The sequence below is a fragment of the Curtobacterium sp. MEB011 genome (assembly GCF_030209655.1).
GTDB classification, from domain to species: Bacteria; Actinomycetota; Actinomycetes; order Actinomycetales; family Microbacteriaceae; genus Curtobacterium; species Curtobacterium poinsettiae.
Genome location: NZ_JARVRN010000007.1, coordinates 178584 through 203183, shown reverse-complemented (window position 1 = coordinate 203183; position 24600 = coordinate 178584). Strand labels below are relative to the sequence as shown.

Annotated in this window: 24 protein-coding genes and 4 tRNA genes; 8 read left to right on the top strand and 20 right to left on the bottom strand. The window is 70.9% G+C overall.

All coding sequences use genetic code 11. The features are described 5' to 3' along the window. The first annotated feature begins 6 nt into the window (after nucleotides 1-6). Nucleotides 7-1218 carry an ROK family transcriptional regulator gene (locus tag QRN30_RS10435; RefSeq protein WP_017888642.1) on the top strand — a complete coding sequence of 404 codons (1212 nt, stop codon included), beginning with the start codon at nucleotides 7-9 and terminating at the stop codon, nucleotides 1216-1218. 68 nt (nucleotides 1219-1286) lie between these two features. Further along, nucleotides 1287-1970 (top strand): YqaJ viral recombinase family protein, encoded by a 684-nt coding sequence (locus QRN30_RS10430; RefSeq protein WP_502869534.1) that lies wholly within the window; start codon nucleotides 1287-1289, stop codon nucleotides 1968-1970. Between the two features lie 35 nt (nucleotides 1971-2005). Here the strand turns inward: QRN30_RS10430 and QRN30_RS10425 are convergent, their stop codons facing one another. The 6 genes from QRN30_RS10425 to QRN30_RS10400 all read right to left on the bottom strand — a co-directional run bounded on the left by QRN30_RS10425 (nucleotide 2006) and on the right by QRN30_RS10400 (nucleotide 5628). Further along, the gene (locus tag QRN30_RS10425; protein ID WP_284761054.1) at nucleotides 2006-2614 is read right to left on the bottom strand and encodes a Pr6Pr family membrane protein; all 609 of its coding nucleotides are present in this window, start codon (nucleotides 2612-2614) and stop codon (nucleotides 2006-2008) included. An 85-nt stretch (nucleotides 2615-2699) separates the two neighbouring features. Continuing rightward, the gene (rplA, locus tag QRN30_RS10420) at nucleotides 2700-3389 is read right to left on the bottom strand and encodes a 50S ribosomal protein L1 (RefSeq protein WP_017888639.1); all 690 of its coding nucleotides are present in this window, start codon (nucleotides 3387-3389) and stop codon (nucleotides 2700-2702) included. 90 nt (nucleotides 3390-3479) lie between these two features. Beyond that, on the bottom strand, nucleotides 3480-3911 hold the full coding sequence (gene rplK, locus QRN30_RS10415) for a 50S ribosomal protein L11 (protein ID WP_017888638.1): 432 nt from the start codon (nucleotides 3909-3911) through the stop codon (nucleotides 3480-3482). A 158-nt stretch (nucleotides 3912-4069) separates the two neighbouring features. Further along, the gene (nusG, locus tag QRN30_RS10410) at nucleotides 4070-5122 is read right to left on the bottom strand and encodes a transcription termination/antitermination protein NusG (protein WP_284761053.1); all 1053 of its coding nucleotides are present in this window, start codon (nucleotides 5120-5122) and stop codon (nucleotides 4070-4072) included. A gap of 134 nt (nucleotides 5123-5256) precedes the next feature. After that, nucleotides 5257-5520, bottom strand: coding sequence for a preprotein translocase subunit SecE (gene secE / locus QRN30_RS10405; protein WP_017888636.1), 264 nt, complete (start codon nucleotides 5518-5520; stop codon nucleotides 5257-5259). 35 nt (nucleotides 5521-5555) lie between these two features. Next, nucleotides 5556-5628 (bottom strand) — tRNA-Trp (locus QRN30_RS10400). Between the two features lie 152 nt (nucleotides 5629-5780). Here QRN30_RS10400 and QRN30_RS10395 point away from each other — a divergent pair. Next, nucleotides 5781-7007, top strand: a complete 1227-nt coding sequence (locus QRN30_RS10395) for a pyridoxal phosphate-dependent aminotransferase (protein ID WP_274006859.1) — start codon at nucleotides 5781-5783, stop codon at nucleotides 7005-7007. A 103-nt stretch (nucleotides 7008-7110) separates the two neighbouring features. Here the strand turns inward: QRN30_RS10395 and QRN30_RS10390 are convergent, their stop codons facing one another. The 3 genes from QRN30_RS10390 to QRN30_RS10380 are packed head-to-tail and all read right to left on the bottom strand — an operon-like array spanning nucleotide 7111 to nucleotide 9013. After that, nucleotides 7111-8139, bottom strand: coding sequence for a UDP-N-acetylmuramate dehydrogenase (locus QRN30_RS10390; RefSeq protein WP_017888634.1), 1029 nt, complete (start codon nucleotides 8137-8139; stop codon nucleotides 7111-7113). Between the two features lie 2 nt (nucleotides 8140-8141). Then, nucleotides 8142-8567, bottom strand: a complete 426-nt coding sequence (locus QRN30_RS10385; protein WP_017888633.1) for a MaoC/PaaZ C-terminal domain-containing protein — start codon at nucleotides 8565-8567, stop codon at nucleotides 8142-8144. Further along, complete coding sequence (locus tag QRN30_RS10380) at nucleotides 8564-9013, bottom strand: FAS1-like dehydratase domain-containing protein (RefSeq protein ID WP_082047026.1); 450 nt, start codon at nucleotides 9011-9013, stop codon at nucleotides 8564-8566. The genes QRN30_RS10385 and QRN30_RS10380 overlap by 4 nt, the downstream gene beginning before the upstream one ends. A gap of 169 nt (nucleotides 9014-9182) precedes the next feature. Here QRN30_RS10380 and QRN30_RS10375 point away from each other — a divergent pair, with 169 nt between their 5' ends. Next, nucleotides 9183-9581: a hypothetical protein gene (locus QRN30_RS10375; protein WP_017888631.1), complete on the top strand. Its 399-nt coding sequence runs from the start codon at nucleotides 9183-9185 to the stop codon at nucleotides 9579-9581. A 102-nt stretch (nucleotides 9582-9683) separates the two neighbouring features. Continuing rightward, nucleotides 9684-11582 carry an ABC transporter ATP-binding protein gene (locus QRN30_RS10370; protein ID WP_259493981.1) on the top strand — a complete coding sequence of 633 codons (1899 nt, stop codon included), beginning with the start codon at nucleotides 9684-9686 and terminating at the stop codon, nucleotides 11580-11582. Between the two features lie 101 nt (nucleotides 11583-11683). Here QRN30_RS10370 and QRN30_RS10365 read toward each other — a convergent pair. From QRN30_RS10365 to QRN30_RS10345, 5 genes are all read right to left on the bottom strand, one after another. Then, nucleotides 11684-11757 (bottom strand) — tRNA-Met (locus QRN30_RS10365). A gap of 32 nt (nucleotides 11758-11789) precedes the next feature. Then, nucleotides 11790-11861: transfer RNA gene (locus QRN30_RS10360), tRNA-Thr, on the bottom strand. A gap of 93 nt (nucleotides 11862-11954) precedes the next feature. Next, a complete protein-coding gene (locus QRN30_RS10355) occupies nucleotides 11955-13115 on the bottom strand; it encodes a M23 family metallopeptidase (RefSeq protein ID WP_052481950.1) in 1161 nt (386 codons plus the stop codon). Nucleotides 13116-13263: 148 nt separating this feature from the next. Further along, nucleotides 13264-14094, bottom strand: coding sequence for an inositol monophosphatase family protein (locus QRN30_RS10350; protein ID WP_194589778.1), 831 nt, complete (start codon nucleotides 14092-14094; stop codon nucleotides 13264-13266). Between the two features lie 58 nt (nucleotides 14095-14152). After that, nucleotides 14153-14237: transfer RNA gene (locus QRN30_RS10345), tRNA-Tyr, on the bottom strand. Nucleotides 14238-14374: 137 nt separating this feature from the next. Here QRN30_RS10345 and QRN30_RS10340 point away from each other — a divergent pair. After that, nucleotides 14375-14863 carry a YajQ family cyclic di-GMP-binding protein gene (locus tag QRN30_RS10340; protein WP_017888627.1) on the top strand — a complete coding sequence of 163 codons (489 nt, stop codon included), beginning with the start codon at nucleotides 14375-14377 and terminating at the stop codon, nucleotides 14861-14863. Between the two features lie 39 nt (nucleotides 14864-14902). Next, a complete protein-coding gene (gene cls, locus QRN30_RS10335) occupies nucleotides 14903-16363 on the top strand; it encodes a cardiolipin synthase (protein WP_017888626.1) in 1461 nt (486 codons plus the stop codon). Between the two features lie 205 nt (nucleotides 16364-16568). Here the strand turns inward: cls and QRN30_RS10330 are convergent, their stop codons facing one another. The 4 genes from QRN30_RS10330 to QRN30_RS10315 form a co-directional block, all read right to left on the bottom strand. Further along, the gene (locus tag QRN30_RS10330; RefSeq protein ID WP_284761052.1) at nucleotides 16569-17684 is read right to left on the bottom strand and encodes a heparan-alpha-glucosaminide N-acetyltransferase domain-containing protein; all 1116 of its coding nucleotides are present in this window, start codon (nucleotides 17682-17684) and stop codon (nucleotides 16569-16571) included. Nucleotides 17685-17689: 5 nt separating this feature from the next. Beyond that, nucleotides 17690-19063, bottom strand: a complete 1374-nt coding sequence (locus QRN30_RS10325) for an FAD-dependent oxidoreductase (protein ID WP_284761051.1) — start codon at nucleotides 19061-19063, stop codon at nucleotides 17690-17692. 86 nt (nucleotides 19064-19149) lie between these two features. Beyond that, nucleotides 19150-20226 (bottom strand): polyprenyl synthetase family protein, encoded by a 1077-nt coding sequence (locus QRN30_RS10320; protein ID WP_017888623.1) that lies wholly within the window; start codon nucleotides 20224-20226, stop codon nucleotides 19150-19152. A 31-nt stretch (nucleotides 20227-20257) separates the two neighbouring features. After that, nucleotides 20258-21049, bottom strand: a complete 792-nt coding sequence (locus tag QRN30_RS10315; protein ID WP_017888622.1) for a demethylmenaquinone methyltransferase — start codon at nucleotides 21047-21049, stop codon at nucleotides 20258-20260. Between the two features lie 86 nt (nucleotides 21050-21135). On the opposite strand from QRN30_RS10315, the gene QRN30_RS10310 reads away from it, so the two are divergent. Continuing rightward, nucleotides 21136-22395: an isochorismate synthase gene (locus QRN30_RS10310; protein WP_017888621.1), complete on the top strand. Its 1260-nt coding sequence runs from the start codon at nucleotides 21136-21138 to the stop codon at nucleotides 22393-22395. Between the two features lie 58 nt (nucleotides 22396-22453). Here the strand turns inward: QRN30_RS10310 and menD are convergent, their stop codons facing one another. Then, nucleotides 22454-24145 carry a 2-succinyl-5-enolpyruvyl-6-hydroxy-3-cyclohexene-1-carboxylic-acid synthase gene (menD, locus tag QRN30_RS10305; RefSeq protein ID WP_250894151.1) on the bottom strand — a complete coding sequence of 564 codons (1692 nt, stop codon included), beginning with the start codon at nucleotides 24143-24145 and terminating at the stop codon, nucleotides 22454-22456. Nucleotides 24146-24194: 49 nt separating this feature from the next. After that, nucleotides 24195-24554, bottom strand: coding sequence for a PLDc N-terminal domain-containing protein (locus QRN30_RS10300; RefSeq protein WP_284761050.1), 360 nt, complete (start codon nucleotides 24552-24554; stop codon nucleotides 24195-24197). Between the last annotated feature and the right edge of the window lie 46 nt (nucleotides 24555-24600).

Here is a 24600-nt window from a genome sequence, read left to right as displayed (position 1 = left end):
CCCCACATGGTCGACTTGAACCGGACGGCAGCGTCGCCTCCGGTCGGGACGAGCGAGCTCTTCCAGATCCTCCGCGACGGCGTGCCGCGCACCAGGGCCGAGCTCGCCGCACTGACAGGACTCGCACGCTCCACCATCGGCGTGCGCCTCGACTCCCTGATCGACATCGGACTCGTCGGTGCCGTCGACACCGCCGTCTCCACCGGCGGCCGTCCGCCCGCCCAGGTGGCGCTGAAGCCCCGCGCCCGGCTCGTCATCGCCGCCGACCTCGGTGCGTCGCACGGCCGCGTCGCCGTCACCGACCTGGTCGCGGCACCGCTCGCCACCCGTGATGCCCGGATCGACATCGCGGCCGGCCCGGTACCGACGCTGTCGTGGCTCGTCGAGACGATCGACGACCTGCTCGCCGAGGTCGGGCGCAACCGACAGGACGTCATCGCGATCGGCATCGGCGTCCCCGGACCCGTCGAGTTCTCCACCGGACGACCGGCCAACCCGCCGATCATGCCCGGCTGGGACGGCTTCGACGTGCCCTCGTGGCTCCGCCAGCACATCGCCGCCCACGTCCTGCTCGACAACGACGTGAACATCGCCGCGCTCGGCGAACGGGAGCACGGCTGGCCGGACATCGACCACCTGCTGTTCGTGAAGGTCGCCACCGGCATCGGTTCCGGCATCGTGTCCGAGGGCCGACTGCAGCGCGGCGCCCAGGGCACCGCCGGGGACATCGGGCACGTGCGCGTCTCGCGCGCCGGCGACGTCCCGTGCCACTGCGGCAACACCGGCTGCCTCGAGGCCGTCGCCTCCGGTCCGGCCATCGCCCGGGCCCTCCGCGCGAAGGGGCACGACGTGCACACCGGAGCCGACGTCATCGACCTGGTGAACCGATCGGACCTCGACGCGATCTACGCCGTCCGGCAGGCGGGCCGTGACATCGGCGAAGTGCTGGCGACGTGCATCTCGCTCATCAACCCGTCCGTCATCGCGCTCGGCGGATCGATCACGCAGGCGGGTGAGCACCTGCTCGCCGGCGTCCGTGAGGTCGTCTACTCCCGCTCGATGCCCCTCGCCAGCGAGCACCTCGTCATCGTGCAGTCCCGTGCGGGCTCCCTCGCAGCGCTGCAGGGTGCCGCGGCCCTCGCCATCGGCTACGCCCTCTCCCCCGCCGGGGTCGACGAGCTCGTCGCCTTCGCCGAGGGCCGCGAACTGGCCTCCTGACGCACACCCGCCCGCCGCGTGAGCGCGTCGGTTTCGGTCCTGCCGGTGGTCGGGGGGACAATCATGGGGTGACGATCGTGCAGCCCACCCTGTGGGGCGACCTGGACCCCGGTCTGGAGGCGTATCCCGCCCCCGGTACGCCGGTCCCGGCCGCGCGTGACGCGTTCACCGCCCTGCGCGGCCACACCGAGCGCATCGTCGCGCACTCCTCGGACCGCGTCGCGTGGCTCCGCGCCCGCGCCATGGGCATCACCGCCACCGACGTCGCCCGGCTCGCCTCCCTGCGCGCCGTCGAGGCCGTCGTCACCGAGAAGCGCTACGGCTCCCGGTTCTCCGGCAACGCGTTCACCGAGCACGGGAAGGACCGCGAACCGGTCATCGCCGCCTGGGTGGCCGCCACACACGGCATCCAGCCCTCGGCGCACCTGTTCCACGCCGCCGCGAACCGCGCGCACCTCGCCACCCCGGACGGCGTCGGGGTCGACGAGTCGTCCCGCGTGGTGCTCGCCGAGATCAAGACCACCGGCAAGGCCTGGCGGAGCATCCCGCGGCACTACCTGCGGCAGATCTGGTGGCAGCAGTACGTGCTCGGTGCCGACCGCACCCTGTTCGTCTGGGAACGCCACGACGGGTTCGTGCCGGTCGCCGACGAACCCGAGTGCCGCTGGGTCGACCGCGACGACGACCAGATCCGGGGGCTGGTGCAGCTCGCCGACCTGGTGCTCGACAAACTGCGCGGCTTCCGCTCCTAGACCGTCAGCTGGACCGTCTGCTGGACCGTCACCAGCTAGACCGTCACCAGCCGCAACCGGCTCATCCCCACGACCAGGATCCCGAGCAAGGTGATCGACACCGCGATCCCGACGACGTAGATCGCGACGACACCGTAGCCCTGCGCGGGGTCGAGGAACGGGTACGGCACCCACCCGTCGGTCGCACCGCGGACGAGCACCACGGTGGTCCAGACCGCCGGGTAGAGCAGGAACCACCACACGTGCCGGAGCAGCAGCCGTGCTCGGTCCGAGAACAGCAGCCAGTCGAGCACCGCGTACACCGGGATGATCTTGTGCACGATGTCGTTCGACCACGGCACCGAGGCCGACACGTTCGCGCCCGTGAGCAGCGTGTTGTAGACGATGCCCGTCGTCGCGATGTACACCGTGGCGGCACCGCGGAGCACCGAGACGGCGAGGTCCGCCCGCTTGCGACGTGCCGCGGCGACGAGCGTCACCGCAAGGGCCACGGCGATGATCAGGTTCGACTGGATCGTGAAGTAGCCGAAGAAGTTCCAGAACGAGTAGGTCGGGGTCTTCGCGCTCTCGAGCCACTGCGCGACGACCGCGACGACGATGGCGATGACGGCGATCAGCCGGAGCGAGTTCACGAGGGTGCGCACCACACCACGTTATCGGGACACGCGCCCCACATGCGGAAAGGACCCGCACCGTTGCCGGTGCGGGTCCTTCCACGAGTCAGTGGACTCAGATGCTGTTGACGTCCAGCGGGATGCCGGGACCGAAGGTCGTCGAGACGGCGCCCTTCATGACGTAACGGCCCTTCGAGGACGACGGCTTGAGGCGGTTGATCTCCTCGAGCGCGGTCGAGATGTTCTCGTCGAGCTGCTCCGGCGTGAACGAGGCCTTGCCGACGACGAAGTGCACGTTGGCGTGCTTGTCGACGCGGAACTCGATCTTGCCGCCCTTGATGTCGTTGACTGCCTGCGCGACGTTCGGGGTCACGGTGCCGGTCTTCGGGTTGGGCATGAGGCCACGCGGGCCGAGCACCTTGCCGAGACGACCGACCTTGCCCATGAGCTCCGGGGTCGAGACGGCGGAGTCGAACGAGGTGTAGCCCTCGGCGACCTTCGCGATGAGCTCGTCGCCACCGACCTCGTCGGCGCCGGCGGCGATGGCGGCCTCAGCAGCCGCGCCCGTCGCGAAGACGATGACGCGGGCGGTCTTGCCCGTGCCGTGCGGCAGGATGACCGTGCCGCGGACCATCTGGTCGGCCTTGCGGGGGTCGACGCCGAGCTTGAGCGCGACCTCGACCGTGGAGTCGGTCTTCGAGGAACCGGTCTCCTTGGCCAGGGCGACGGCCTCGGTCGGGGTGTAGAACTTGTCGGCCTCGATCTTCGCGGCCGCGGCCTGGTAGGCCTTGGACTTCTTCGCCATGGTGGTCTCCTTGCGAGATACGTGGTTGGCGAGCCGGCGAGGCTCTCCCACGGAAAGGTGTCTGGTGGTGGGCCGGAGCCCGATCGGTGCTTAGGCCTCGACCGTGATGCCCATCGAGCGTGCGGTGCCGGCGATGATCTTCGCGGCCTGCTCGATGTCGTTGGCGTTCAGGTCGGCCTGCTTGGTCTCGGCGATCTGACGGACCTGGTCCATCGAGATCTTCGCGACCTTGACCGTGTGCGGGGTCGAGGACCCCTTCTGCACACCAGCAGCCTTCTTGATGAGCTCGGCGGCCGGCGGGGTCTTCAGGACGAACGTGAACGAACGGTCCTCGTAGACGGTGATCTCGACCGGCACGACGTTGCCACGCTGCGACTCGGTCGCCGCGTTGTACGCCTTGCAGAACTCCATGATGTTGACGCCGTGCTGACCGAGCGCCGGACCGATCGGGGGTGCCGGGTTGGCGGCTCCCGCGTTGATCTGCAGCTTGATCAGGCCCGTGACCTTCTTCTTCGGTGCCATGACTTGTCTTCCTCCTGGAATCGAACACACGGGGATCCGTGCACTCTCCCGCTGGTCCGGCCGTTCCGGACAGCGGTGAAGGCCCGCTCGCACGAGGCGCGCGGGCCCAAACCCGTTCAGTGTAGTCGATCTCGGTGATCGCTACAGCGTGGTGGTCGCTAGAGCTTGGTGACCTGGTCGAAGCTGAGCTCGACCGGGGTCTCGCGCTCGAACAGCGAGACGAGGACGGTGAGCTTGCCGCTCTCCGGCTTGATCTCGGAGATCGAACCCGGAAGACCCGCGAACGAGCCTTCCTTGATGGTGATCGTCTCGCCGATCTCGAAGTCGACCTCGGCTGCGGGCTGTGCCTGCAGCGAGCCGCTGCCCTTCGCGCCACCCTTGGTCGGGGCGGCCTCGGCCACCTGCACCAGGGACTTCAGCATCCCGAACGCCTCGTCGAAGCGGAGCGGGGTCGGGTTGTGGGCGTTGCCGACGAAGCCGGTGACACCCGGGGTGTGGCGGACGACCGACCACGAGTCCTCGTTGAGGTCCATGCGGACGAGCACGTACGAGGGGATCCGGACGCGGGTGACCAGCTTGCGCTGCCCGTTCTTGATCTCGACGACGTCCTCCATCGGGACCTCGACCTGGTAGATGTAGTCCTCCATCGACATCGAGACCATGCGGTTCTCGATGTTCGACTTCACGCGGCGCTCGAAGCCCGCGTAGGAGTGGATGACGTACCACTTGCCCGGCTTCATCCGCAGCTCGGCCTTGAAGGCCTCGTACGGGTCGACCTCGGCGGGCTCGTCGTCCTCGTCCTCGGCGTCGAGTGCCTCGTCGGCAGCGAGCGTCTCGTTGGCCTCGGCGGCGGTCTCGGACTCGAGCTCGACTTCTTCCGCATCCTCGACGGCCTCGACGGCGGCCTCGGCCTCGTCGGCGGAGTCGATCTCGAGGGCGTCGTCCACGACGGCGTCGGCTTCGGGGTCGCGGGACTCCTGCAGAGCCGTCAGCGCTTCGTCGAGGCCGGCGTCGACGGTGCCGTCGTCGGGCTCGGAGCTGAGGCCGAGCGACTCGTCGTCGTCGCCCTCGATCGAGATCGCACGCTCTTCAGCGGACTCGACGGAGCGTCCTTCGCCGGTCTCGACGTCGCCTTCCTGGTTCTCCTCGACCTCGGAGGACTGCTCGGCAGCCGTCGCGAGGTCGATGTCATCGCGGGAGTTGTCAGACACAGTCGATTCTTTCCGTTCGGTGGTTCGGGTCGGGTTGGCGGTCGGTCATGGTCACGATCGACGCCGTCACGATCGACGCCGTCTCGGGCGACCGTACTCCTCGGAACGGCTGCGCACGGCAACCGACGTCGGGGTCAGGCCGTGGGCCCGTTGCCGAAGACGTACCCGACGCCGAGACCGAACACGAAGTCGAGGATCGACACCAGGATCATCATGACGACGACGAACACGAGCACGACGCCCGTGTAGCTGAAGAGTTCCTTGCGGGTCGGCGTCACGACCTTGCGCAGCTCGCCGATCACCTGACGGATGAAGAGCACGATGGCAGCGATGGGCCCGCGGCGCTCGGCCCGGTCCTGCTTCGCCTGGGCGACGACGTCGTCCGCCGTCGTCTCCATGTCTTTGCTCGCCAACTTCTACCCTTCCAGAGTTGCAGGGCGGACAGGACTCGAACCTGCAACCTGCGGTTTTGGAGACCGCTGCTCTACCAATTGAGCCACCGCCCTTCGCAACACGGTTCGTCACCGATCCGCGTTCCGGTGGACGAGTCTACGGGAGTCCGTCACACGGTGTCCACTTGACCCCTTCCACGGCGTGCCGCGCCGGTAGGCTGAGCCCCGTGAGCACCGCAGCCCCAGGCCCCGAGTCCACCGCCCACGTGTCCCCCGACACCCTCGCCACCGCGTCGGCCGATCGCCCGCGCATCGCGTCCCGCATCGCCGCCATCGCCGAGTCCGCGACGCTCAAGGTCGATGCCAAGGCCAAGGCGCTCAAGGCCGCCGGGCGCCCGGTGATCTCGTTCGCCGCCGGCGAGCCCGACTTCGCGACCCCGCAGCACGTCGTCGATGCCGCCGTCGCCGCGGCGCGGGACCCGAAGAACCACCGCTACACCCCCGCGACCGGCCTGCCCGAACTGAAGCAGGCCATCGCCGACAAGACCGCCCGGGTGTCCGGCGTCACGGTCGAGCCGTCGCAGGTCATCGTGACGAACGGCGGCAAGCAGGCGGTCTACCAGGCGTTCCAGACCATCGTCGACGCCGGTGACGAGGTCCTGCTGCCCGCGCCGTACTGGACCACCTACCCCGAGGCCATCCGTCTGGCCGGTGGCGAGCCGGTCGAGGTCTTCGCCGGCAGCGACCAGGACTACCTGGTGACCGTCGAGCAGCTCGAGGCAGCGCGCACCCCGAAGACCAAGGCACTGCTGTTCTGCTCGCCGTCGAACCCCACCGGCGCGGTGTACTCGGCCGAGCAGACCCGGGCGATCGGCGAGTGGGCGCTCGAGCACGGCATCTGGGTGATCAGCGACGAGATCTACCAGGATCTGGTGTACGACGGCGTCCGCTTCGCCGGCATCCTGGCCGAGGTCCCCGCCCTCGCCGACACCACGATCCTGGTGAACGGCGTCGCGAAGACCTACGCCATGACGGGCTGGCGCGTCGGCTGGTTCATCGGCCCGACCGACGCCGTCAAGGCTGCTTCCAACCTGCAGTCGCACCTGTCGTCCAACGTCTCGAACGTGTCGCAGCGTGCCGCCATCGCCGCGCTGACCGGTCCCCAGGAACCCGTCGCCGCGATGCGCGAGGCCTTCGATCGTCGGCGTCGGTCGATCGTGGACGGCCTCAACGCGATCCCGGGGTTCCGCACGCCGACCCCGCAGGGTGCCTTCTACGTCTACCCGGACGTCACCGAACTGCTCGGCCGCGAATGGGCCGGCGCCACCCCGACGACCACGCTCGAGCTGGCGGACCTGATCCTCGAGCACGCCGAGGTCGCGGTCGTCCCCGGTGAGGCCTTCGGTCCGTCCGGCTACCTGCGTCTGTCGTACGCGCTGGGCGACGACGACATCGCCGAGGGCGTCGCCCGACTGGCGGAGTTCTTCGCGTAGACACTGCCGGACACGGAACGGGCCACCTCGTCGAGGTGGCCCGTTCTTCCCGTTCCGGGAGGCCCGTGGAGCGTCGTGCTCGTCGGTCCCGTCGCGCGGACGCTCAGCCGAGCAGGTCCCCCACCACCACGGGTTCCGGGACGAGCGAGACACCGAAGCGGTTCAGGACGCTCACCTGCACGTACCGGGCGAGCTCGGCCACCTGCGCGGCCGTCGCCCCGCCGCGGTTCGTCAGTGCGAGGGTGTGCTTCGACGAGATCGCCGCGCGCGAACCCGGCACCGCGTACCCCCGGTGGACGCCGGCGTGCTCGATGAGCCAGGCCGCACTGAGCTTGACGTCGTCGCCCGCGGGCCAGCGCGGAGCATCAGCTGGCAGGGTCTCGGCGAACGCGGGCGAGACGATCGGGTTCGTGAAGAACGATCCGGCGCTCCAGGTGTCGTGGTCGTCCCCGTCGAGCACCATGCCCTTGGAACCGCGCAGCCGCAGGACCTCGTCGCGGACGGTCGTGGGCGGCACGAGCGCGCCGAGGTCGACACCGAGCGAACCGGCGAGCTGCGCGTACTGCACGGGCACGCCGTGCTCCCCCGCGAGTCCGAGCCGGAACTCCACCGTCAGCACGACACCGCGCCGACCGTGCTTGAGGGTCGACGTGCGGTAGCCGAGCGCCAGCTCGGCTGCCGGGACCCACGCCCGCTCCCCCGTGGCTGCATCCAGGAACTCGACGCGGGTGAGCACGTCGGCGAGTTCGACCCCGTAGGCGCCGATGTTCTGCACCGGGGACGCACCGACCGTGCCCGGGATGCCGCTGAGGGCCTCCAGGCCGGTCCAGCCGTTCGCGACGGTCGTGGCGACGAACGGGTCCCACGGTTCACCGGCGGCGACGCGGACGGTGACGCCGTCGGCGTCGCGGTCCGCGTCGACGCCCGTCGTGCGGACCAGCACGACGGTGCCGTCGAAGCCCTGGTCGGCGACCAGCAGGTTGCTGCCGCCGCCGAGGACGAGCCACTCGTGGTCGTCGAAGGCGTCGGTCGCGTGGGCGACGAGCTCGTCGGTCGTCGTCGCCGTCAGCAGCCGGGTGGCGGGCCCGCCGACGCGGAGCGTCGTCAGGTCGGCCAGCACCGGCTCGGACACGGTCAGTGGAACACCACCGTGACCTGCGCCTTGCCGAGCACGGTCTGCCCGGCGGCGGTCACGGTGAGGTCGATGCGCTTCGGACGGCCGTCCTCGTCGACGGTGCCGACCTTCGCGACGATGCCGACCGTGGCACCCTGCTCCGGGTCGACGACGACGGGGCGCGTGAAACGGACGCCGTAGCCCGCGACCCAGCCGCTGTCGCCGAGCCACTCGGCCACCGGCTGCACGGCGATCCCCATGGTGAGCATGCCGTGGGCGAGGACGCCGGGCAGACCGACCGAGGCGGCGACGTCGTCGCGGTAGTGGATCGGGTTGAAGTCGCCCGAGGCGCCGGCGTACCGGACGAGCGAATCACGGGTGAGGTGCACGGCACGTTCGGCGACGACGGTGCCGACCTCGAGCGCGGTGGCGGGTGCGGCGGTCATGCGTCGTCTCCTCGGACCACGAGGGTGGAGGTCGCCGTGACGACGTGCTCCCCCTCGGCGTCGTTCATGGTGCTCTGGGCCGTGACCATCGCGTTGCCGCCGAGGGTCTTCACGCTGGTCACCGTCAGGGTCGCGGTGAGCTCGTCACCGGCGACGATCGGACGGTCGTAGGTGAAGGACTGCTCGCCGTGGACCACGCGGGAGAAGTCGATGCCGGCGTCGGGCTCGTTCAGGAGCTGCGCGAGCGTGGCTTCCTGCACGACGACGGCGAACGTCGGGGGTGCGACCACGTCGGCGTACCCGGCGGCGCGGGCGGCGTCCGGATCGTGGTGGACGGGGTTGGTCGCGAACACCGCACGAGAGAACTCGCGCACCTTCTCGCGGCCGACCAGGTAGGGCTGGGCCGGCGGGAACGTCCTGCCGACGAGCTCGGGGTTCACTGACACCACGGCAGTCTACTGAAGGCCCGTGCGGGCGGGTCCGTCCGGGCGGGTCCGTCTGGCGCTCGGGCCGCACTGTCGTCCATGAGAACGCATCAGTTAGACTGTCTGAGACCGATTCGGGGGAATCGGTGCGTGCCGTTCGGCACGCGTTCGTTCGGGACGGGGAGGGCCGATGGACACCACGACGGAGTTCGCCGTGCACACGGGCGACCGGTGCACCGCCATGGAGGTCGCCGCCGCCGCGCTGCGCCGCACCGGTCACCACGTCGAGTCGACCGGTGGCACGATGACCGCGACGGCAGGCAGCCGGGCACTCACCATCCTGCTCGGCGCGCTCGTGCAGCCGGCCCGGGAGTACCGCCGGTACGAGCTGTCCACCGTCGTGGACGGTGCCACCACGACGATCTCGCTGCGCCGGGCCGGGCACGGCACGGCCGTGTCCGGCGGCAGCATCGGAGCGAACCGGCGTCGGGCCGCCTGGCACGAGGTCACCGCCGCCGTCGAGGACGCGTTCCGCACCGCCGGGGTGCTCGCGACCCGGACAGACACCGGCTCCCACCGCACCCGGTAGCGGGCTGCAGCACGTGGCCGCCCGGCGCACCGTGCCCGGATCGGTCACCGATGACCCCGTCGGCCATCTAGGTTGGGCGCGGGGCCCGGGAAAGGAACCGCCATGAGCATGGAGAGCGCTGCCTGGAGCTCGCTGTACAAGATCTCGTCCGCGCAGGGCGGCAAGCACGGGTTCTCCCGCGCGACCGTTAGACGGATCCTGACGTTCGCGGTGCCGTACCGGGCGAAGCTGCTGGTGTTCATCGCCCTCTCCGTCGTCGGTGCCTTCCTCGCCGTCGCGACGCCGGTGCTCGCGGGACGGGTGGTCGACGTCATCGTCGCCCGGGGCGAGGTCGCCACCATCGTCCGGCTGGCCGTGGTCATCGCCCTGGTCGCCGTCGCCGACGCCGCCGTGTCGCTGACGACACGCTGGTACTCGGCACGGATCGGCGAGGGCGTGATCCTGGACCTCCGCACCGCCGTCTTCGACCACGTGCAGAAGATGCCGATCGCGTTCTTCACCCGCACCCGGACCGGCGCGCTCGTGAGCCGCCTGAACAACGACGTGATCGGTGCGCAGCAGGCCTTCAGCGGCACCCTGTCCGGCGTCGTCACGAACCTGGTGGCGCTGGTCCTCACCCTGATCGTCATGCTCAGCACCTCGTGGCTCGTGACGGTCCTCGCCGTGGTGATGTTGCCGCTCTTCCTGGTCCCCGCGCGCCGGATGGGCAGCCGCCTGGCCGCACTGCGCCGCGAGGCCGCCGACCACAACTCCGCGATGAGCACCCAGATGACCGAGCGCTTCTCGGCACCCGGCGCCACCCTCGTCAAGCTGTTCGGTCGGCCCGACGAGGAGGCCGAGGAGTTCCGCGTCCGCGCTGCCCGCGTCCGCGACATCGGGGTCCGGACCGCGATGCTGCAGTTCGTCTTCTTCACCGCACTGATGCTCGTCTCCGCACTCGCCCTGGCGCTCGTGTACGGGCTCGGCGGCTTCCTCGCGCTCGCCGGGCGGCTGGACACCGGCGAGGTCGTCACCCTGGCGCTCCTGCTCACCCGCCTGTACGCGCCGCTGACCAGCCTGGCGAACGCCCGGGTGGAGATCATGAGCGCGGTGGTCAGCTTCGAGCGCGTCTTCGAGGTCCTGGACCTCGAACCGCTCATCCAGGAGCAGCCGGACGCGGTCACCATCCCCGACGGGCCGGTGTCCGTCGAGTTCGACGACGTCCGGTTCGCCTACCCGTCCGCCGACAAGGTGTCCCTCGCCTCGCTCGAGGAGGTTGCGACGCTCGACACCCGCGGCGGCGAGGAGGTCCTGCACGGGCTGTCCTTCCGGATCGAGCCGGGCCAGACCGTCGCCCTCGTCGGGACGTCGGGTGCGGGCAAGTCCACGGTCGCGCAGTTGCTCTCGCGCCTGTACGACGTCGACAGCGGCACCGTCCGCCTGGCGGGCACGGACGTCCGCGACGTCACCTTCGCCTCGATGCGGCACACCCTCGGCATGGTGACGCAGGACGGCCACCTGTTCCACGAGACCATCCGCTCCAACCTGCGGTTCGCGCGGCCCGAGGCGACCGAGGACGAGGTGTGGGACGCCGTCCGTCGCGCTCGTCTCGAACCGCTCATCCGGTCCCTGCCCGACCAGCTGGACACGATGGTGGGAGAACGCGGCTACCGGCTGTCCGGCGGTGAGCGGCAGCGCATGACCATCGCGCGGCTGCTGCTCGCCCAGCCGCGCGTCGTCATCCTCGACGAGGCGACGGCAGCGCTGGACTCGACGTCCGAGGCCGCCGTGCAGGCCGCACTCGGCGAGGCGCTCGAGGGACGGACCGCGATGGTGATCGCCCACCGACTCTCCACCATCCGCAGCGCGGACCTGATCCTGGTGGTCGAGGACGGCTCGATCGTGGAGCGCGGTACGCACGACGAGCTGCTGGCCGCCGGTGGGCGGTACGAGGAGCTGCACCGGACCCAGTTCGCCGCGCAGGAGAACGTCGATACCGACGCGGAAGCAGCGGTGGACTGAGCGGGCAGTCGGGCAGTCGGGCGGCGCAGCAGGGGTCTGCGCCGCCACCAACAGAGAAGGCCCCCTGACCCAGGGGATCCTGGACGAGAGGGCCTTGCGCGTAGCGAGGGCGGGACTTGAACCCGCGACCCCACGATTATGAGTCGTGTGCTCTAACCAACTGAGCTACCCCGCCAGAGATCCGGGGCGGCGTGCGCACCGGGTCGGAGCCCCGAGTCAGGATTGAACTGACGACCCCCTCCTTACCATGGAGGTGCTCTACCACTGAGCTATCGGGGCGATGTGCCGCGAACGGCACCACACGAGGATAGCAGACCTCCGACGCTGCTCCGGAACCGGACGAGACGCCCGGGCGTGCCGCGTCGTGGGCCGCTAGTTCGCGTTGGCCTTGAGCCACGCCAGCGGGTCCACCGGGACTCCGTCGACGTGGACCTCGAGGTGCAGGTGCGGGCCAGTGGAGTTGCCCGTGCTGCCGACGAGACCGAGGATGTCGCCGACCTCGACGTGCTGGCCGGTGACCACCTTGAAGGAGTTGTCCTCCATGTGGCCGTAGACGCTGACGAACTGCTTGCCGTCGACGTCGTGCTCCACCCAGACGTCGTTGCCGAAGCCGCCGTCGTTCGCCTGCACCTTGATCACGGTGCCGGCGGCGATGACACCGATCGGGGTGCCCTCACCCGGTGCGAAGTCGACGCCCATGTGGTTCGTCGAGCAGAACGAGCACCCGGCGACCTGGCGGCCCCCGAAGCCCGAGGTGATCGGGACGCCGGTCAGGAACGGCCACTGGATCGTGCCCGTCGGGTCGTTCGTGAAGCTCGAGGAGTCGACGTTCGCGTACTGCGTGGCATCGGACACCGTGAACTGGTCTCGGGCGGTGGAACCGTCGGCGGCAGCCCCGACCTGCATCGACTGGGTGGCACCACCGGAGGTGGCACGAGCCGCGGTCGACCCGGACTCGGGCACCCAGAGGGCCTGCGCCGGCAGGGAGGTCGAGACGACCAGGCCGGCCGCGAAGAGCAGGGCGCCGACGGCGGTCACGCGCGAGGCCGACCGGCGGAACGACGCGCCCCGCTTCCGGGTCGGCGCTGCGACGGGCGTGCTGGTGGAGGGGATGTGGCGCGTTGCGCGGTCGACCGGGGCCGGGGCCGTCGTGGCTGTCCGGCCGTTGCGGCGGCGCGAGGCGGGGACCTGACCGGCCACGCGGCGGGGCGCAGATGTGGGAGCGACGGGGGCGACGGACTGCGCCTGCACGTCGGGCGAGGTGGGTGCCGGCGGCGTCTGGATGCGCGAGGCCGGGCGCGCGGGCGACGCCGGCGCGAAGTCGATCGGCGACACGGGGGCCGCAGGGGTCCCCGGCGTGGCCGCTCCGATGACGTCGTCGAAGCTCGGACCCGTCGAGTCCTGCGCCGTGGTCGAGCCCTTGGCCGCTGCTCGTTCTGCCTCGATCCGAGCGCGTCGGGTCTGGTGGACGACCGGGGTGGCGGCGTCGACGGAACCGTCGGTGGGAGCGGACGACAGAGGAGTACGGGGCATGCGTGCGGTGGCGATCCTGATCGGAGAAGGGCCCACTCGTTGGTAACGAGCAGATAACGGGACCTGAGCACGCTAGCAGGCGACGTCCCAGGTCGCCAGTCGTGGTCATGTCCACCCAGGACCCCCGGAGGTGGTGCCCGGCGGGTCGTCAGGCCGGCACGGATCCGAGCGCACCGGCCTCGAGCCGACGCACCAGCGCCTCGAGTTCGTCGGCGACGGCGGGGCTCGCGAACAGGAAGGAGCGGGTCCCCCCGGCCTCCCAGATGCGGATGGTCGCGCCGGCCTCCTGTGCCACGAGGGCCCCGCCCGCCATGTCCCACGGGTTGATCCCGCGTTCGTAGTAGGCGTCCACCGTCCCCGCCCCGACCGCGCAGCAGTCGAGCGACGCCGCTCCCCCACGGCGGATGTCCCGCACCTCGCCGATGAGACCGGCGAGCACCGCCACCTGCTCGCGACGACGGTCTGCCGTGTACCCGAACCCGGTGGCGACGAGCGTCTCCGCCAGCGACCCGGGCGCGGCGACGGACAACGGCTCCCCGTCACGCGTCGCACCCTGTCCGGCGGCCGCGCGGAAGACGGTGCCCGTCGCCGGTGCCACGACGACGCCCGCGATCGGCTCCCAGGTCATCGGATCGGCCCCGCCGCGGACGACACCGATGCTCACGCCGTACTCGTCGCTGCCGTACAGGTAGTTGACCGTGCCGTCGATCGGGTCCACCACCCACGTGATGCCCGAGGCCCCCGAGGCGGATCCGGACTCCTCGCCGTGGAAAGCGTCGTCGGGACGGGCCTCGGCGATGCGGGCACGGATCAGCGCCTCGACCTCGCGGTCAGCGGCCGTGACCACGTCGACGATGCTCGACTTCCGGTCCGCGACCTCGACCCCCTCGGCACGGCGCCGTGCGGCCAGCGCCGCGGCGTCACGGGCGATCGACTCGGCGAGGTCGGCGAACTGGGCGGGGGTGAGGTCGGAGGCCATGCACCCATCCTCCCGGAAACACCATCGGCCCCGTCCGCAGTGGACGGGGCCGATCAGATGGTGGCAAGTGAGGGATTCGAACCCCCGAAGGCTACGCCGGCTGATTTACAGTCAGATCCCTTTGGCCGCTTGGGTAACTTGCCATGCGCACCCAGCCGGTGTGATCACCAACCGAAGGCGCGCACAAAAGCATAGCGGATCGCTGACGGTGGTCGTGACCACCGTCAGCCGATCCGCGCGACCGGAACCGGGCCTCCTGTCCGCCGTTAGGCTGTTCCGCATGGCAGACAGTTCCTTCGACGTGGTCAGCAAGGTCGACAAGATGGAGGCGGAGAACGCCCTCAACCAGGCGGCCAAGGAGATCGAGCAGCGGTACGACTTCAAGGGTGCCGACGCCTCGGTCGCGTTCAGCGGTGAGGACGTCCTGATCAAGGCGAACTCGGAAGAGCGCGCCAAGGCGGTCCTCGACGTGCTGCAGAGCAAGGCGATCAAGCGCAACATCAGCCTGAAGAGCCTGGACGCCGGCGACCCGTACCCCTCGGGCAAGGAGTACCGCATCGAGGTCAAGTTCAAGAACGGCATCGAGCAGGACGTGGCGAAGAAGATCGGTGCGTTCCTGCGTGCCAACGCCCCGAAGACCGTGAAGAGCCAGATCCAGGGTGACGAGCTCCGCGTCTCGTCGAAGAGCCGTGACGACCTGCAGAACACGATCCAGCTCCTCAAGGGTGAAGAGTTCGACGTCCCGTTGCAGTTCATCAACTTCCGCTGACCCGCGGCCCCTGCGAACGACACCCGACACCGGCACCCCGTGGAGCACTGGCTCACCGTCGTCATCACCGTCCTGCTCGTCCTGCTGGACCTGGCGATCCGCGTCTTCTCGATCATCTACGTCCCGATCAACCGGAAGCCGCAGACCGCGACGGCGTGGCTGCTCGCGATCTTCCTCATCCCCTACATCGGCTTCATCGTCTTCCTGGTCATCGGGTCGACGAAGCTCCCGCGCGCCCGACGCGAGAAGCAGACCGAGATCAACGCGTACATCCTCGAGCAGACCGAGGGCATCGAGCGGGTCCGCCGTGACCACCCGTGGCCGGCGTGGCTGGAGAGCGTCACACGGCTGAACCGCGAGCTCGGAGCGATGCCGTTGGTCGGGGGCAACTCGGCGGAGCTCTACCCCGACTCCGAGGAGTCCATTGCCGAGATGACCCGGGCGATCGACCAGTCCCGCCGCTTCGTGCACGTCGAGTTCTACATCGCGACGCTCGACGACACCACCCGGCCCTTCTTCGAGGCGCTCGCGCGGGCGCAGTCCCGCGGTGTGACCGTGCGGTTCCTGCTCGACCACTGGGCCAGCCGCGGGTACCCGGGGTACAAGGACACCCTGGCGTTCATGGACCAGGCGGGCATCGAGTGGCACCTGATGCTCCCGCTCCTGCCGCTGCAGGGCAAGTTCCAGCGTCCCGACCTCCGCAACCACCGGAAGATCATGGTGCTCGACGGCTCGGTCGCGTTCACCGGCTCGCAGAACCTGATCGACGCCTCCTACGACATCAGGTCCCACGTCGAGAAGGGCATGGTCTACAAGGACCTGTTCGCCCGGTTCGAGGGGCCGGTCGTCGCCGGGCTCAACGCCCTGTTCGTCACCGACTGGTACAGCGAGACCGACGAGCTGCTGCTGCGTGAGAGCGACCCCGTCCAGCGGGCCGACCGCGGCGACGCGCTCGACTGCCAGGTGGTGCCGTCCGGGCCGGGGTTCGACGGCGAGAACAACCTGCGCCTGTTCAACGCGCTGCTCTACTCCGCGCAGCAGAAGGTGTCGATCACCTCGCCGTACTTCGTGCCGGACGACTCGATGCTCTACGCCATCACCACGACGGCGCAGCGCGGGGTCGAGGTCGAACTGTTCGTCGGCGAGATGGGCGACCACACGATGACCTGGCACGCGCAGCGCTCCTACTACGAGGGACTCCTGCGGGCCGGCGTGAAGATCTGGCTCTACCGCGCGCCGACGATCCTGCACGCCAAGCACTTCACGATCGACGACGAGGTGTCGGTGATCGGCTCGAGCAACATGGACATGCGCTCGTTCAGCCTGAACCTCGAGGTCTCCGTGATGGTGCGCGGTCACCGCTTCGTCGACGCCCTGCGCGAGGTGCAGGAAGCGTACAAGGAGCACAGCTTCGAGCTCACGCTCGACGAGTGGGTCGACCGTCCGCGCCGTTCCAAGGTGCTCGACAACGTCGCGCGGCTCACGGCAGCGCTGCAGTAGCCGACGCTGTCGCAGCGTCGCAGCGTCGCAGCGTCGCAGCGCGCACCGTGGCGGCGCGCACCGTGCGTCGTCCTCCACCCGGTGCGACCTTGGCCGCACCGTGCGTCGCGACAGCGGGGCACCCGGCGAGCAAGCCCGCGGCGAACGGACAGCCCTGCACCGTGCGGTAAGCGTTCCGTGGCCGGCGCGGGTCCGCCAGGTGCGCTCAGCGCAGCGGGACGAGGGACGCCAGGGCTCCCACCACCCGCTCGAGCGGGCCGCGGCCGAGGAACCGCCGCCACAGCATCGCGAAGACCACCGAGCCGAGGGCGAACCAGCCCCAGGCCTCGGCCGACTCGGGGGACGTCGGCAGCGTCGCGAGGACCACGAGGTGCCCCGAGTACACCGTCAGGGGCATCGACCCGACAGCGGCGAGCGGGAACGCGATCCGCTCGGCGACCCGCCCGCGGCCGTCGAACACGAGCACGCAGAGCGCGATGAGCGTGACCGCGACGCCGGCCGTCCCGAGCACGTCGACGACCGACGACGAGTGGTCACGCGGGGACAGGAACAGCTGGGCGAGCGCCTGGCCGGGGGTCGAGCCCTCGCCCGCGTACGGCACGCCGGGGAACGCCAGGGCCGCGTCGTCCGGCAGCGGGGCGAGGAACGAGCCCGCGACGTACGCGGTGGCGGCGACCAGTGCGCCGGACACGAGGAGCGCGACCTGCCGGCCACGGTCCTCCAGGCCGACCCGGGCGACCGCGAGCCCCACCAGGACGTACGCCAAGAAGGTGACCACGGGGTAGACCAGGCCGAGCTGGACACCGACCATGCCCGCATCCGCGTAGGCGGGGGCGATCGCCAGCGCGGCGACGGGCGACAGCAGCGCGCAGACGGCGGCGATGCCGAGCAGCGCCGCCGGCCGGAGGCGGAGCACCGGGACCACGAGCAGGAACAGCACCCCGTACGTCGGCAGGATCACGTAGACCGGGGTGTCGAGCGCCATCAGCGCGAAGCCGATGACGACCACCACCACCGCACGGATCGCGAGCCGGGCGCGGATCCGTCCGATCGTCGGCGGGCCGGGCGGGTCCGTGCGGCCGCTCGTCAAGCCGATCGAGACACCGGCCAGGACTGCGAACAGGGTCGACGGGCGGCCGTGGGCGACGGCGGTCCAGGTCGCCGGGTCGGTCCACTCGAGCTGCTCCGCGATGCCGCCGACGTGGGCGGCCACCATGCCGAGCAGCGCGATCGCGCGCGCCACGTCGACGCCCTGCAACCGGACCCCCGGCGCAGACGCGCCCCGCACCGCGGTGGGCGGGACGGGGCGCGTGTCGGTCACGGCAGTCAGCTCGTCGGTGCGTCGACGCGGCCGAGCGAGACGTCGATCATCTCGTCGCGCGGGACGACCTTGATGCGCTCACGGCCGTCGATCGACCCGAGGGCCTGCTCGTGGGTGTCGAGGCGGTGCCAGCCCTCGAGGTCGGTGTACTCGACACCGCGCTCGCGGAGCAGGGCCGGGATCGCCTCGTCCGAGGGGTCCTCCGGCGTCCACCAGCTCGCCTGGTCGTTGACGATGTGCTGCACGGTCTCCATGGCGTCGGACTTGGTGTGCCCGATGAGCCCGACCGGACCACGCTTGATCCAGCCGGTGGCGTACACACCGGGGATCTGCTGGTTGTCGTCGTCGAGGACCTGGCCCTCGTGGTTCGGGATGACGCCGTGCCGCTCGTCGAACGGGACACCGGGCAGCGGGGAACCGAAGTACCCGACGGCGCGGTAGGCGGCCTGGATCGGGATCTCGCGGATCTCGCCGGTGCCCTCGACGCCGCCCTCGCCGTTCGGACGGGTGCGCTCGTAGCGGATGGCGGTCAGCTTGCCCTGCTCGTCGCCGATGAACTCGATCGGCTTCGCGTAGAAGTGCAGGTGGAGCCGACGGCTGGCCTGGCCGACCTCGCGCGTGCGCCACTGCTCGAGGACACGGTTGATGACCATGACCTGCTTGTTCGTCGCGATCGCGGTCTTCGATGCCTCGTCGTGGTCGAAGTCCTCGTCGTAGACGACCATGTCGACGTCGCGGACCTCGCCGAGCTCACGGAGCTCGAGGGGTGTGAACTTCACCTGCGCCGGGCCGCGGCGGCCGAAGACGTGCACGTCCGTGACCGGCGAGGCCTTGAGTCCCTGGTACACGTTCTCTGGGATCTCGGTCGGCAGCAGGTCGTCGGCGTGCTTCGCCAGGATGCGCGACACGTCGAGGGCCACGTTGCCGACACCGATGACCGCGACGCTCTCGGCCTCGAGCGGCCAGGTGCGCGGGACGTCGGGGTGGCCGTCGAACCAGCTCACGAACTCGGCTGCACCGTACGAGCCGTCGAGGTCGACGCCGGGGATGTCGAGGTCGGCGTCCTTGATCGCCCCCGTCGAGAAGACGACGGCGTTGTAGTGCTTCTTGAGGTCGTCGAGAGTGATGTCCTCGCCGTAGCGAACGTTGCCGAACAGCCGGACGACCCCGCGGTCGAGGACGTCGCGCAGGGCGTTGATGATGCCCTTGATCCGCGGGTGGTCGGGGGCGACGCCGTACCGGACCAGGCCGTAGGGCGCCGGGAGCTGCTCGAACAGGTCGATCGACACGTCGTAACCGCGGGCCTCGCGCAGCAGGATGTCCGCGGCGTAGATGCCGGCCGGGCCGGCGCCGACGATGGCGAGTCGGAGGGTGGGCACTGATCGTCTCCAGTTCGTTCGGGTGGGGGTTCCCGGGGGTGCCTCCCGACCGTGCCGCGGTGGGCGTGCCGTGTCGGGAGGGGTGTTCAGCGGCTTCGGTCGACGACGGAGTCCGCGAAGCGGGTGAGCGCCCGTTTCACGATGCCGTCGGGCAGCGGAGCGAGGGCGTCGACGGCTTCGCGGGCCCAAGCGACGGCGACCGCACGGGTCGCTGCGGTGGCCTCGTGCTCACGGAGGGCGGAGACGGCCGACTGGTACGGAGCGGAGTCGACCACGTCGTCGGGGGCGCCGTTGACGTCGCGCTCGATGCGCTCGACCAGGTGCTGCGCGGAGGGGTCCGTCACGGCCATCCGCCGCAGTTGCAGCATCGGCAGGGTGTCGACGCCTGCGCGCAGGTCGTTGCCGGCGATCTTGCCGGTCTTGTCCGTCGCGGGGGCGAGGTCGATGACGTCGTCGACGAGCTGGAAGGCCACACCGACCTTCTCGCCGAAGGTGCCGACGGCGTCGAGGTAGGCACGGTCGGCACCGGAGAACATCACACCCGCGCGGGCGGCGGTGGCGATGAGCGAACCGGTCTTGTCGCTGAGCACCTGGATGTAGTGCTCCAGCGGGTCGTCGTGCGACTGCGGACCGGTGGTCTCGTGCAGCTGGCCCATGCAGAGGCGCTGGAACGTCTCGGCCTGCATCCGGATGCCCTCGGTGCCGAGGTCCGCGGTGATCAGGCTGGCGCGGGCGAAGAGCAGGTCGCCGGTCAGGATCGCCACGTTGTTGCCGTAGGTGATCTGCGCGGCGGGGACCCCGCGGCGCACCGGCGCCTCGTCCATGACGTCGTCGTGGTAGAGCGACGCCAAGTGGGTGGTCTCGATGCTCACCGCGGCCTTGACCACCGCGTCGGTCACGCCGTCGCCGAGCTGCGCGATGAGGAGCGTCAGCGTCGGACGGATGCGCTTGCCCCCGGCGGAGAGCAGGTACCGGCTGGTGGTGTCGGCGAGGGTGTCGGTGGAGCGCATGGCGTCCTCGAGCCCCTGCTCGACGAGCTCGAGCCCGTCGTCGACCGCGGAGATGAAGCGACGGTCGGCGGGCGTGGCGAACAACCGCTCGCCGATGCCCAGCGACGCGCGCAGGCTCGGCGCGCGACGTGCGACCGGGACGCTCGGATTCAAGTGCTGCTCCGTCTTCGGGGGTGGTGACCGGTCAGTCGGCGGCCGGGTCGACGCGCGGCTGCTCGCCGGTGTTCTGGTGGTCACGGCGGGCCTTCGCACGCCGTGCCGCGGACTCGCGCACCGTGTCGGCGACGGGCTTGCGGCCACGGTGCAGTGCGACGATACCGGCCGTCAGGTTGCGGTAGGCGACCACCGAGAAGCCGACACCGCGGAGCCACTGGGTCAGCACCTGCTGGTCGGGCCACGCGTCGATGGACTCGGCGAGGTACCGGTAGGCAGCCGGGTTGCTGCTCGAGAGCCGCGCGATGCCCGGGAGCACGCGCTTCAGGTAGGTGCCGTAGCCGAAGCGCAGCAGCGCACGCGGCGGCGTCGAGAACTCACAGATGACGACTCGGCCACCGGGCTTCAGGACGCGGAGCATCTCGGCGAGCGCCTGCTTCGGGTCGTTGACGTTGCGCAGTCCGAACGAGATCGTGACGGCGTCGAACGTGTCGTCGTCGAAGGGCAGCTGCTCGGCGTCGCCTTCGACGAAGGTGATCTCGGGGTGACGCTCACGGCCGACGGCGATCATGCCCGCGGACAGGTCGAGCGCGGTGACCTCGGCGCCCTTCTTGGCGAAGGCCGCCGCGCTGGTGCCCGTGCCCGCGGCGATGTCGAGGACCTTCTCGCCGGGCTGGGGGTCGACCGCGCGGACGGTGGCGACACGCCACAGCGGGGCGTTGCCCGCCGACAGGATGTCGTTCGTGAGGTCGTACTTGGCCGCGACGTCGTCGAACATCGCCGCCACCTCGTCCGGGCGCTTGTTCAGGTCCGCTCTGCTCACGTGGTCAATCCTAGAGGTCCCGACCGAGCGTTCACCGGACTCGCAGCCACCCGGGCGGTGCGGGATCGGCGCGTAGCATCGGAGCCGTGACCCGAACCACCACGGCGGCGCCCCCGCTGACGGTCTCGACCCGGATCCTCGACGACCCGGGCACCGTCCTCCGCCACACGCTCCGCGACCGACCCCTCGCCTTCGTCCGGAACGGCGACGGCATCGTCGGCATCGGTGAGGCGCTTCGGTTCACCTTCACCGGCCCCGACCGGATGCGTGACGCGGCCGCGCTCTGGCGCAGTGTCGTCGCGACCGCCGTCGTCGACGACCCCGTCCAGCTGCGCGGCTCGGGGCTCGTCGCCTTCGGGTCGTTCGCGTTCGCCGACGACTCCGCCGACGAGAGCGTGCTCATCGTGCCCCGGGTGGTCCTCGGCCGCCGTCGGGGCAAGGCCTGGCTGACGGCCATCGACACCACGGCCGGCGCGGAGCCCCTGGCCTTCACCCGGACCTCGGTCCCGGTCCCCCGGGTCGGACCGCACGTCTCCGTCGAGCTGCGTCCCGGGCAGATCGACGAAGCCACCTACGCCGCCAACGTGTCCGAGGCCGTCCGCCGCATCGTGGCCGGGAGCGCCCAGAAGGTGGTGCTCGCCCGCGACCTGGTCGGCACGCTGCCGTCGGGGGCCGATCGACGAGCCGTCCTGCTCGACCTCGCCGCCGCCTACCCGCAGTGCGTGACCTTCGCAGTGGACGGGCTGGTCGGTGCCACGCCGGAGACCCTCGCCCGCACCGACGGCACGCGACTGACCGCGCGGGTGCTCGCCGGCAGCGCCGCACGCGGCACCGACGAGGTCTCCGACCGTGCCGCCGCCGAGGCCCTGGCCAGCAGCGCCAAGGACGTCGAGGAGCACGCCTTCGCGATCGACAGCCTGCTCGCGGCCCTCGCACCGCTCGCCACGGACCTGCGCGCCGACGCCGAACCGTTCCGGCTGCAGCTGCCGAACCTGTGGCACCTGGCGACGGACGTGCAGGCGACGCTGCCGCCCGACACGACCTCGCTCGACGTCGCCGACGCGCTGCACCCGACGGCCGCGGTCGCGGGCACCCCGACCGACGTCGCGGTGCGGCTCGTCGCCGAGCTCGAGGGCGTCGACCGCGGTCGCTACGCCGGGCCGGTCGGCTGGATGAGCGCGACGGGCGACGGTGAGTGGATGCTCGCGCTGCGCAGCGCACGGATCGACGACGACGGCAGCGTCCGCGCCTGGGCGGGCGCCGGGATCGTCGCCGGCTCGGAGCCCGAGCGCGAGGTCGCCGAGACGGCCTTGAAGTTCCGACCGATCACCGACGCCCTGGCCTGAAGCACCCAGGGGCCGCGCGGAGACCGGGTCGCGGCGAGGCCGGGGCACCCGTGGCCGGTCAGTCGGCCAGCGGTACTTCGATCACGACGCGCTCGGCGGGGTCCGTCAGCACCCGTTCGAGGTCGCCCCACGTGGCCGCCCGGCGGTACTCCCACCCGAGACCCGTGACGACCCGTTCGACGTCGACGTGCTGCGGGGTCGACATCATCCGGCGCATGTCGGCGTCCGGCGTGGTCTTCGCGACCTCGAGCCCGCGGAAGATGGCGCCACCGTGGTCGTTGCCGACGACGACCTGCACCCGGTGGGTGCGTTCCTCGGTGCCGGTGACGAACGCGCCGAGGTCGTGCAGCAGCGTCAGGTCGCCGAGGAGCACGCGCGTGGTGCCCACCGAGGCGGAGGACTGCTCGAGTGCCGCGGCGATGCCGAGCGCGGTCGAGACGGTGCCGTCGATGCCGGCCAGTCCGCGGTTCGCGTGCACCCGGATCTTCTTGCCGAGCACCCGGGCATCGGCTTCGCGGATGAGCTGCGAGGCGCCGAGGACCAGGCGGTCGTGCGGCCAGGTCACCCCCCAGACGGCGTCGGCGAGCATGGCCCGGTCGACGGGTCGGCGACGGAGCGCGACCTCGTCACGCAGGAACTTGTTCCGCTCGGCGCGGTCGGCGGAACGCTTGGCGTCGAGGTCCGGGCCGGCGTCGCCGTCCCCCAGGATCCGTCGGCTGGCACCCACCCAGCGGCCGACCCACGCACGGTGCTCCGGGCGGGTGCGGCCCGTCACGCGGACGTCGGACACGAAGGTGGTCGCGGCGTCCGGTCGGGAGGCACGGGCCGGGTCGAAGGGGTCGGCCGCCGGTCCGCGGACGACGATCGTCTCGACCCCGTCGCGCTGCAGGAGCGCGGGGACCTCTCTGCTGAGGGTCGGGTGGCCGAGCACGACGGCGCGGCGGACGGCGCCGCCGTGGTCCGCGTCGCGCAGCAGTTCGCGGTAGGCCACGACCAGGTTGCGGCCGAAGCGCGCGCCGCTGGAGACCTCGGCGAGGAGCGGCGCCCCGAGTTCCCAGGCGATCCGCTCAGCTTCATCGCCGGCGTCGTGCCCGGCGATGACGACGGTGGCCGGCTCGTCGTCCGGGGTGAGTTCGGCGACCGGCAGACCGGTGTGGGCGCGGCGGGTGGCGAAGGCGAGGTCGATCTCGTCGTCGGGGACGGCGGTGACGTGCTCCGGGGTGAGCCCGGCGGAGAGCGGCTCACGGAACGCGACGTTGAGCTGTGCGGGCCCCGGCTGCCCGGTGTGACCGGCTGCGGCGGCGACCGCCTGTCGGGCGAGGGCGCGCAGGGTGTCGCGGACCGAGGCATCGACGCCGTGCGCCGACGGGGCCTCGACGTCGCGGACGAAGGCGACGGCCTCGCCGAAGATCCCCGGTTGCACCGTGGTCTGGTTGCTCCCGATGCCGCGGAGCTCGTCGGGGCGGTCCGCACTCAGCACGATCATCGGCACGCCCGAGTGGTGCGCCTCGAGCACGGCGGGGTGCAGGTTCGCCACCGCGGTGCCCGACGTGGTCACGACCGCGGGGGGTCGGTGCGTCTCGACCGCGAGCCCGAGCGCGAAGAACCCGGCGGTCCGTTCGTCCAACCGGACGTGCACGGTCAGTCCGCCGGCACGTTCGAGGGCGACCGCGGCGAGCGCGAGCGCCTGGGACCGGGAGCCGGGGCTGACCACGACGTCGGTGACGCCGGCGCGGACGAGTTCCTGCAGGAGCGCGAGCGCGGTGTCGGTCGCCGGGCTGCCCGAGCCGGCGGGGCCGTCAGCGATCGGTGCGGCCGTCGTCGTCGCGCTCGTGGAACTGGTCTTCGAGGTCTCGGAGGGTCGCGTCGTCCTGGTCCTTGTCCGTGAGGGTGTCGCCCGGCTCCGGCGTGGTGCCGAGGAAGTCCGGGTCGTCTTCGGGTCCACGGTACCGGGCGGATGCACCGGGGGCCGTCGCGGGGGTGCGACCGAGCAGGAACCACAGGACGCCGCCCAGCACGGGCAGGATGATCACGAGCAGCAGCCACACACCGCGACGCAGGGAACGGATGCGCTGACGGGGCATCGTGCCGCAGTCGATGGCCGCGTACACCGTGAAGGCAACGGCGGCCACGACGACGATCAACCACAAGCGGACCATGCGGTGAAGTCTAGGTCGCGACCCTGTGATGCCCCTGCCGGTCGGC